The 10,041-nt window shown below is 59.7% G+C and carries 7 protein-coding genes; 2 read left to right on the top strand and 5 right to left on the bottom strand.

Annotation, left to right across the window (positions count from 1 at the left end; all coding sequences use genetic code 11):
- Positions 1–4,934 (bottom strand): G5 domain-containing protein (locus HMPREF2808_RS11790; protein WP_246818581.1); only part of this gene is annotated, 4,934 nt, incomplete at its 3' end.
- Between the two features lie 347 nt (positions 4,935–5,281).
- On the bottom strand, positions 5,282–6,058 hold the full coding sequence (locus HMPREF2808_RS11785) for a hypothetical protein (RefSeq protein WP_070624819.1): 777 nt from the start codon (positions 6,056–6,058) through the stop codon (positions 5,282–5,284).
- Between the two features lie 162 nt (positions 6,059–6,220).
- On the opposite strand from HMPREF2808_RS11785, the gene HMPREF2808_RS11780 reads away from it, so the two are divergent.
- Entirely contained in the window at positions 6,221–7,360 is a 1,140-nt protein-coding gene (locus HMPREF2808_RS11780; RefSeq protein ID WP_210386974.1) for an Mrp/NBP35 family ATP-binding protein, read from the top strand.
- Between the two features lie 7 nt (positions 7,361–7,367).
- On the opposite strand, the gene HMPREF2808_RS11775 is transcribed toward HMPREF2808_RS11780, so the two are convergent.
- From HMPREF2808_RS11775 to sigE, 3 genes are all read right to left on the bottom strand, one after another.
- Positions 7,368–7,940: a twin-arginine translocase TatA/TatE family subunit gene (locus HMPREF2808_RS11775; RefSeq protein WP_070624815.1), complete on the bottom strand. Its 573-nt coding sequence runs from the start codon at positions 7,938–7,940 to the stop codon at positions 7,368–7,370.
- Between the two features lie 70 nt (positions 7,941–8,010).
- Entirely contained in the window at positions 8,011–8,478 is a 468-nt protein-coding gene (locus HMPREF2808_RS11770; protein WP_070624813.1) for an anti-sigma factor family protein, read from the bottom strand.
- Between the two features lie 84 nt (positions 8,479–8,562).
- Entirely contained in the window at positions 8,563–9,228 is a 666-nt protein-coding gene (gene sigE / locus HMPREF2808_RS11765; RefSeq protein WP_070562087.1) for an RNA polymerase sigma factor SigE, read from the bottom strand.
- Between the two features lie 164 nt (positions 9,229–9,392).
- On the opposite strand from sigE, the gene HMPREF2808_RS11760 reads away from it, so the two are divergent.
- Positions 9,393–10,040: an O-methyltransferase gene (locus HMPREF2808_RS11760; RefSeq protein WP_070624811.1), complete on the top strand. Its 648-nt coding sequence runs from the start codon at positions 9,393–9,395 to the stop codon at positions 10,038–10,040.
- Position 10,041: the final 1 nt, after the last annotated feature.

Raw genomic sequence — 10,041 nt, 5'->3', positions numbered from 1 at the left:
GTCGGGTCCTCGGTCGGGTCTTCCGTCGGGTCTTCCGTCGGGTCTTCCGTCGGGTCCCCGGTGGGATCAACTGTTGGGTCCTCGGTCGGGTCCTCGGTTGGCTCTACCGTCGGATCGTCGGTGGGAGCAACTGTCGGGTCGTCCGTCGGCACTTCGCACTTGCACTTGGAACCCACACGAATCTTGCGCGGGGTCGGCTCCTTAATGACTTCCTCAGACGTCTCCGGATCGCCTTCCGGCACGCCGTCCTTGAGCTTCCAGGTCTTGGTTACTTCCTTCTCACCAAATTCGCCTGCCTGGTCCTCAACAACCTTGCCAACTTCCAGGTTCGGGTCATACTCAATGATGGTGTCGAACGGAGCGCTCTCCTTGTGCTTATCCGTCAGCTCAGTCTCGTGGTGGGTCGCAGGACCAACCTCGATGATGTGCGTGGTCGGATCACTGATCTTCTCAGTGGACTCATCCTTCGTCGCCTCACCGTTCTCAGCGTTAACGGTGACGGTGTGCTTAATCTCGCCCTGCTTGCCTTGCTGGACAGCCTTGGTCTCGCCAGGCTTCAGCGCAGGGTTAACGCGGACCTCAACCTCGAACGGAGTGTGCTCATTCCATTCAATGACCGTGGATGCAGGTTTGCCCTTGGTGCCTATCCTGACGATCTTCTTGACTGGATCGCTAACACGCTCAGTGGTGGTCTCCGTACTAGTAACCTTCGAATTCTCGATGGTCTTCGTCGTGGTGACCTTGTCCTTGCCCAGCTTGCCCTCTTGGACAGTCTCCTGGGTACCGGCTTCCATCGTGTCATCGAAGATGTACTCGGTCTCGAACGGCACGTCGACCTCATACTCGGAGGTCTCAGAGCCCTCGGTCTTGGTGCCGACGCGGATCACCGCGTTGCTCGGCTCCTTGGTGCGCTCAGTAGTCACAGTCGGCTCACCATCCGGCTTACCGTCCTTGATCTTCTGAGTGGAGGTGACGGTCTCGCTACCGAGCTCGCCTTGCTTGTCGACGACCTGCTCGCCCTCCTTCAGCGTGTTGTCAAAGACAATCTTGGTCTCAAACGGAACCGGCTTTTCAACCTTGGTCACCACAGAGGTGTCCTTGGGCGCTGGGCCATATTCGATGATCTCATTGACAGGAGCCTTGGTCTGCTTCTCCTCCGGGGTCACCGTTGCCTGATCGCCCTTCGCGGTGAAGTCCGCGGTGTAGGTCTTCTCACCCGGAACACCCTTCTGGACAACCTTGATCTCACCCGGCTTCAACTCCGGGTTCGGCCGGGTCTCAACATCGAACGGAACCTGAGCGGTCCACGTAACCTTCTCAGAGGCCTCAGACGGCTTGGTGCCAACGGTGATGACTTCGTCGACAGGTTGCCTGGTGATCTCTTCGGTGATCTTGGGATCGCCCGGCTTGGAGTTGACGATGTCACGCTTGATCGTCACCGTCTTCTCACCCGGCTCACCCTTGGTGGTCACCTTTGACTCGCCAGCAGGCATGTTCGGGTCATACTTCACTACAACCTTGTACGGGGCCTCAGCCTTGTAGGTCTCGGTGTTCTCACCGGTGGTCTTGGTACCGACGCGGATGATCTGCTCGGTCGGCTCCTTGGTGCGCTCCGTGGAAACGGTTGGGTCGCCGGAAGGCTTACCGTCGACAAGCTTCTGCGTAGAGGTCTCGACCTCAGTGCCGAGCTCGCCCTTCTTATCGACGACCTGCTTGCCCTCTTCCAGGATGTCATCGAAGACGACCTTGGTCTCAAACGGAATCGGCTTCTCGGTCTTGGTCACCAGCTCGCTCGGGGCCAGACCCGGGCCATACTCAATGATGCGCTTGACCGGTTCCTTGGTGGTCTCTTCCTCAGCTACCTCGGCCTTGTCGCCCTTAGCGGTGAACTTAGCGGTGTAGGTCTTCTCGCCGTCCGCACCTTCCTGGACAACACGGGTTTCACCAGGCTTCAGGTCCGGGTTCTCGCGAACCTCAGTCGGGAAAGGAATCGGGACCGTCCAGGTCACGTCCTTGGCGCTCTCGGCAGGCTTGGTGCCGACGACAACGACCTCATTAACCGGCGCCTTGGTGCGCTCCCAGCTACCGTCCTTGTTCTGCTTCTCCGAGCCCGCCTTGCCTTCGGTTTCAACCTTGTACTCGCCGGCAGGGATGGAGTCGTCGTACTTGTAGACGACGTCAAACGGAACTTCGCGCGTCGGAACGTCAACAACGTTCACAACACCGTAAGCGGTGTCCGTGGAGCCATCCTCGTAAGTCACAGTAACCGGGATCTTGACCTGGTCACCCGGCTTGGCATCCTTAGGTGCGGTTGCGGTGATCTGGCCATTGTCATCAATGCTGACGGTCCAACCTGCCGGAACCTTGCCCAACTTATAGGGGTTTTCCTTCGCAACGTTGACGTTGTCCGGCTTCTCAATCGTCACCGGCAGCTTCGCAGTGTCACCCGGGTAGACCGTTTCCTCGGGGTAGGTTGGATCGGCCTCCCATTTGTTGGTCAGCTTCACCACGGTGGTCACGGGGACCTTCGGGGTGGATCCGTCTGGGGTCTCAACCGTGACGCTGACGGTCTTCTTATCGCCCGGTTTGGAATCCGCCGGCGGGGTGGAGGTCACGACACCAGTGCTCGGGTCGATCTTGTACTTCCAGCCGTCGATTTCTTGCTCGGTGATCGGCGTTCCATCGTCGTTCTTGCCGAAGGAGAACTTTGATCCCTTCGGGGCATCCTCGACCTTGTGCTCCACAGACTGGTTCGGGCCTGTGACCTGTACGTCGTAGGTAGGGGCGATGTCGCTCTTGAGCACGACAACGGTGCCCTTGACCTGCTGCGGTTTAGCGGTGTTGTCGTAGTAGGCAAGAACCGGAACGTCCAGGACGTATCCTTCGGGCGCGGTCCGTGGGATGGTGGTGGTGATTTCACCAGTATTCTCATCGATCTTGACGGTCCACGTACCGCTGTCATCCGTGACGGTGTACTCGGTCTTGCCGCCTTCAAACGTGTAGCGCTTCGGGGCTTCATCGTTCGCGTTACCGCTCAAACCACGCTCCGGGAGCTTCGGCTTGAGGCTCACCTTTGCGGTCGGCTTGTTGGTCACCGTGTCATAGTCGGGGATCTTGATGTCCACGATGGCTTGGAACTGCGTCTCAATCTCATCGGTGGTCTGATCCGGGTAGGTGGCCTTGATCTTTGGGGTGATGATGCTGCCCGGCGGGACGGTTTCGTCCGCCTTCGCGGTAACCCTACCGGTCTCATCGACGGTAACGGTCCAGCCATCCGGAACGGAATCCGGGTCAACCTCAAACTTCGCTGGATGGACCGGCTTGTGCCCCTTCATGATGGACTTGGTGCCTACCTGAGCAGTAATGTCCTGGCCCACCTTGCCCTTCGAGATGCCCGGGCGCACTAGATCGGTGACCTGGGTGTTGTTCGGGTCGACCACGACGAGCAGCTCAAGCTCATCGGTGGAGCCGTTCGAGTACTCCACAATAACCTTCGGACGAGCGAAGGTGCCAGGCTTTGGCTCCTCTGGAGCGGTGACGGTGACGTTGTAGTCCTCGTCCATCTCGACGGTCCAGCCGTCGAAAATGTACTTTTCGTCCAGCTTGACCTTGGCTTCGAAGCCCTTTTCACCCTTCTTCTTCGCCAGATCCTTGATCAAGTCCGGGGTCTGGGTGAAGGTCACCTTCTGCGGCTCAGTGGCGAGAGGACCGGTTTCACTGTCAACGCCCGAAATGATTGAGGCGTCGGTCTTGTCATACTTCGGGGTGTGGTACTCGGTGTCGTCCAGGGAGAAGGCCTTCGAGTCGATGACGTTCGCCTTGTTGTAGCGAGCCAGCGAGTTGGAGGCATCAAACGTCTCGCCTTCGCCATAGTTATTGTGTTCAACCGCAGCCTGAAGCTGGTCGACGGTACGCGGCTTCGCCAGAACGGAGAAATTCACGTTCTTGTCAGTCGCTAGATCCGTGCCCCGGTATTCCGGCCACGTGAAGTAAATGTCACCGTTGTCGTCGATGCGTAGGTCCTGCTCGCCACCGGAGGCTGCGGGGTCCGTGGTCCCGATGAACTTACCGTTGCCGTCGTAAGCCTCCACAAGCATGCGCGACACTGAATCGTCCGTACCCCCACCGTCCCCCTCCAGTGCCGGGATGTTAATGTGACCAACCTTGGTTTCTTCACCAGGGACGATAACGTGCTTTTCGAAGTTTTCCCACGAGACCGTAATCGGGTTACATTCGATGTTCTCGCTCGGCCACGGGTTCACTACAGCCGTAAAGGCTGCGTTGGCCCCCCGGGTGGCAAACGGAGCGACGGCGTGGTCTACCTTATAGTTGCTCTGCCACGCATAACGCACCGGGTTAGCGGCAGTTGCCTCAGCGAACTGCTTGACTTTCTGATCAGTCAGTTCTCCGTAGAGGTTCAGGTTTAGTTGTCGGCCAGCAGCAGTAATCTCGAAGTCTTCGTCAGCCTTCTGAGTAACTTTGTTACCAAGAAAGGTCTGACCAGCACCCGTAGAGGGAACCTTGCCCTTGTCGAGGAAATTCGCCAACAGTCCTGAATTGGTAAAGCCCCAATCGGCAAACGTGCGGTCCTTCGAGTTATCGAAGGCGACACTCAGGCCCCAAGCGGTTTTTGAGGGAGAGGTGCTACCAGGCTCCTGGGTGCTCCAGCTAAAACCAGCCTGACTACCATCCGGAGTTGTCTCATTGACCACACACGACCCGGCCGGCAGGTCCGAGGCCTTCTGCTTATCCTTCTCCACCGCGCCGGACTTGTCGCGGATACCGCCGCTGAGGGTGGCGGCGGTGGCCTCGGGGACCACAGTATTAAAAGAAGTGATGCTCAGCCCACTGAGCGCGAGAGTAATAGCGGAGAGAGCGGCCACTCCCCTGCGAGGAGAACGACGACGCGACGAGCTACTGCTTTGTGCATTCATTCCAATAGACCTTTCCAATGCAAAACTCTGCCTCGCCCCCGCGGGAAAGCGTTGGTCTTAGGGCTTGCCAAGCGCTCTCCCCTCAAATACCCGAGAGAACAGACAGGAAATAGACAGGTTATCGCTAGAAATAATACCTACCAAAGAGGAGAAAAGCAAGGAAAAATACCTACTCACCAGCCATTTATTGACGACAGTTCACAGCATTTTAAAAGCTGAAAATTCGCTGGATCGTTCACCCTATGAGACGGGACTAGGTTTCTGCATGTAGGGCACGGCGAGACGTCGCCAAGCACAGCGTGCCCACCGTCATGCGAAGCACACGAACAAGCGGTAGGCACAACCCCTTAGGATTTTTCGTGGACCAAATCCGAGCCACCGGAGGAATTGGAGTCGCCTTCCTCGTTGAGGTTCTGCGAGAGGTTCGCCTCCATCCAGGCGCGCACGGCGCCCTCGAAATCCTCAGACTCCTCCACCTCCTCAACGACTTCATCGAGGTCCTGCGTCGTCAGGAATTTGGTAAAGGACGCGATCTCTAGTTTCTCATCGCGGTTAAAAAGCCCGTCCTGGTAGACCACAACATAGTTTTGCGGCAGTTCCGGCTTGGAGTTAGGGCAGCCCTCAGCGCCGGCAGGCTCGACCACGGACATCTCCGGAGGCATCGACGCCATGAGCGCAACGTGGGTGCGCTCCAGGAAATCCACGTCCTTCGTCCCCTCATCCTTGGCGGCCACATAATCCTTTGAAATCTCGCGGGCCTCCACCGGGTTGTAGATGTTTAAAAACTCGCCCGTACAGCCAACAAAGAAGTTACCGTTCGTGCTTACCCCACTGACGTGTTCACCGCCGCGCCGGACCATCATTGGCTCCTGGGAAACGGTGGCCGCACGCCCCTCATCGCGGAGGGTCTGGCGGTAGATTTCCGCCAAAACACGCTGCGCATGGGATGTCGGGTCAATCATGATGGTGATTGGCGCCGATGCAACAGGCTTGGGATCTGGCTTGGGCTCATATCCCGAGCAAGCGCTGAGCGACGCCCCCACAACCCCCACCAAGGCCACCCCAGCAACGCGGGAGAAGGTTCGGGAACGTGAGGTTTCGCGGGGCATCAAAATAGGGCGCATTCTTTCTCTTAAACCAGACATGGGGCAGGACATAAACCACAACATGTCACTACTGTGCAGCTGCAGCGCTTCAGGCGCAGCATCTGGCTGAATTTTACACATCCCATTGCCCTGACGCGGTGTGGCTCTCCTCAGCAACGGGTGACTAGACTGGTGCGGGTTATGACTAGCGCTATTACTGAATCTTCCGTTCGCGACGCGCTCACCCGCGTCGATGACCCAGAAATCGGTCGCCCCATCACTGAGCTCGGCATGGTGAAGTCCGTGACCGTCACCGGCTCGGACGTGGATATCGAGCTTTATCTCACCATCGCGGGCTGCCCGATGAAGAGCACCATCGAGTCCAATACCCGCGCGGCGGTTTCCGAACTAGACGGGGTCGGCGAGATCACCATCTCCATGACACCGATGAGCGACGAGCAGCGCAAGGAGCTCAAACAGAAGCTGCGCGGCGGGCAAGCCGAGCCGGAGATCCCCTTTGCCAAGCCTGAGTCCACCCCCCGCGTCTTCGCGGTGGCCTCCGGCAAGGGCGGCGTGGGTAAGTCCTCCGTCACGGTGAACTTGGCGGCTGCCTTGGTGAACAAGGGCCTCAAGGTGGGCATCGTGGACGCCGATATCTACGGCCACTCCGTGCCCAGCCTGCTGGGTTCCACGGCGGGCCCCACAGTGCTTGACGACGAAATGCTGCTTCCCCCCGTCTCCCACGGCATCAAGCACATCTCGATTGGCCAGTTCGTGGAGGGTAACGCGCCCGTCGTCTGGCGCGGACCCATGCTGCACCGAGCCCTTCAGCAGTTCCTCGCGGACGTCTTCTGGGGTGACTTGGATGTGCTCCTGCTGGACCTGCCACCGGGTACTGGTGACGTGGCCCTGTCGGTGGCCCAGCTCATCCCCAACGCCGAGCTGCTCATCGTCACCACCCCGCAGGCGGCCGCGGCCGAGGTGGCCGAGCGCGCCGGTTCCATCTCGCAACAAACGCGCCAGCGCGTAGCCGGCGTGATCGAGAACATGGGCGCGATGGTCATGCCAGACGGCTCCACTATGGATATCTTCGGCTCCGGTGGCGGCAGCGTGGTAGCCGAGCGCCTCAGCGTACTGCTGGGCCACGAGGTTCCCCTGCTGGCCAGCATCCCGCTCGATCCAAGCCTGCGCGCGGCTGGCGATGCCGGAACCCCCATCGTCATCTCCGCGCCCGACTCCCCCGCTACGCAAGCCATCACCAAGGTGGCGGATTCCATTGCGGTGCGCTCCGATTCCCTCGTGGGCAAGAAGCTCGGCTTGGGCGTGACCCGCAAGAACTAATCGGGCCTTAGGTGACATCCTCCCAGGAGGAGCTGCCCTCGCCGGCGGATTCATTCCCGCCGCGCGGGGGCTGTGTCGTTTTCTTGTTAGTCGCTCGCTCTTCCACGGACTGCTGCGCACCCAGGTCCGGGTAGACCTGCGAATAATCAAACGTCGGCCGCGCGGGGTTCTCCTGTGGCGCGGGCTGCGCTGGTCTCTGCGGCGCGGGTTGGTTGTTTACTTCTGCGTCGTGCTCGTACGGGCTGGTGCTCTTCTTGATGTCCTCAGCCATCTTTTTCGGGTTGAAATCGTCCCAGGCGGACTCGTCGCCGTCGAAAAGCGCCTTGGTGATAACCCCGCGCGGCCCCATGCGCGTCCACTCCGCCGCCTGGCTCAGAGGTACGCGAAGATCATCGAACTCCGCGCCGAGACCGCTCATCTCACCGTTGAGCTCCGCCTTAGCGTTGGCAATTGCTTTGCGCGCCGCATAAATCGCCGCACGCACGTCCATAATCACACCGGGCAAGCGCTCAGGTCCGATGATCACCAGACCCAGCAGCACGATGACGAGGATCTCTACCCAACCAATTGAGGAAAACACGAAACTATCTTAACTACTTCGCTAATGGTGACAGGGCGACGGGCGCGCGGAAGGCTTCGGGGCTTATAAGTCAGCCCCGCTGGTTATGCCGGATGGCGCGCACAACCATCTCCACCTTGTCAAGGAAGTCTTGGCGAGGCCGATGGGCGGGCATCTCCGCGTCCGGCCCAGGCCCAGCGCCCTGATTAGCAATACCCGCAAGTTTAGCCATGAGGGAATCCGGCGCCTTGACATGGGAATCCACGCTGCATTCCCGAATCCATTCGGCGGCATTGCGCTGGTGGTGAATGTCCGCACGGCACTCCGCACAGTGCACGAGATGAACGCGCACGCGGTGGGCATACTTGGCCGGCATTTCACCGTCGACAAAGGCGACGACCGCCTCGGGCCCCAAGTGGCCAATCGTATCCGCGCGCTGAGCGCGTGACTTGGCTTTATCGCGGACTTTGGCTTGGGCCTCAGTAAAGAATCCGGACAAGCCTAGGGAGTGGCCATGCTCCTGATCCCCCGAGGACTTCTTATGCCCTGATTCCTTCACCTCAACGTCACCTCAACTCAGCGCGTGCTTTAAACCTTCACTTAGCTGCGAGTTTCGCAGTCCTAAGGCTAAACGCTGCCCAGTCTAGCGCGTGCGCAGCAGGCTGCGGGTGTCCGCGTTGGTCTGTGCTTCCTTTTCCAATGCGGCGCGCAACTGGGAGCGGCCACGGTGGATTCGAGAGCGCACGGTACCCATCTTCACGCCGAGAGTTTCGGCGATTTCGTCGTAGCTCATGCCAACGACATCACAGAGCACCACCGCAACACGAAAGTCAGGTGCAAGGTTATCCAGTGCCGATTGCAACGCCGGGTCGAGGTTAGCCACCGAGTAGGCCTGCTCCGGGGTCATGTCAGTGCCGGGGACACGCTCATAATCCTCCGGCAAGGCCTCCATGCGGATTTTGGAGCGGTGGCGGACCATGTCCAAGAAGAGGTTCGTGGTAATGCGGTGCAGCCAGCCCTCAAAGGTTCCGGCCTGGTACTTATTCAAAGAGCGGAAGACACGCATGAAAGTCTCCTGCGTAAGATCCTCAGCGTCATGCTGGTTACCGGAGAGGCGGTAGGCCAAACGGTAGACACCATCAGCATGTTCGGCAACGAGTTCCCCCCAAGAGGGCATATCACCCTGGCCAGCGTCGAACGCTGCGGTTCCGGTCAGCTCTTGGGCTTCTGCGTTCTCGGAAGAGCTGACGGTGGAAGAAGAATCACGAGTGCTTTGAGCGGGCTCAACACTGCGCTGCTGTGTGGTCATGACGATCATCATTCTATAGTGCGGGCCGAAACTCCAGCCAGCGCACTGTGAGCAGCCTGTGAATCCGTCACTCCTCTTACATGCGCTTCTTGTGCCACACGGAGAGGACAATCGCGGGCGATTCTCGGCGCGCAGCTGCAGCGAGTTCACTATGGTTTTCTATTGTGACTACTACGGCTTATGACGCAATGCGAACCTATATCGAATCCACCAGCGAGAGCTCTGAGGTACTCGCCGCCGCCCGCGCCCACGCGGAGGAGTACGGACTTCCTTCGCCGGATGAGGCCACCGGCCAACTGCTCAGCACGCTCGCCGCGGTTTCTTCCGGTACCGCCTCCCGCCCCCAAGCGGTGGCGATTACCCCCGCTGCCTCTGTCGTGGGCCTTTACCTGTTGGCGGGGATGCCGGACAACGGAATCCTGACATGCATTGACCCAGAGGCCGAGCACCAGGCCAGCGCTAAGCAGGCCTTCCGCGATGCCGGCTACTCCCCTAGCCGCGGGCGCTTCCTTCCTTCCCGCCCCCTCGACATCATGGGCCGCTTGGCTAATGACACATACCAGGTGATTTACGCCGAGGTCCCCGCCCTCGACATGCCTGCGCTTCTCAAGGCCGCCTGGCCTCTGCTCCATCAGCACGGCACCTTGGTGTTGGCCAATGCGCTTCTCGACGGCACCGTGGCCGACCCCTCCCGCACCGACCGCGACACCGCCGCCGCCCGCGAGGCCGACGAATACGCCCGCTCCCTCGAGGGTGCGGCCGTCACACGCCTGCCCTATGGCGCGGGTCTGACGCTCATCACGAAGCTCTAGT

This window comes from Corynebacterium sp. HMSC078A10, assembly GCF_001811565.1.
GTDB classification, from domain to species: domain Bacteria; phylum Actinomycetota; class Actinomycetes; order Mycobacteriales; family Mycobacteriaceae; genus Corynebacterium; species Corynebacterium hesseae.
This window is presented reverse-complemented; position numbering and strand designations above follow the sequence as displayed.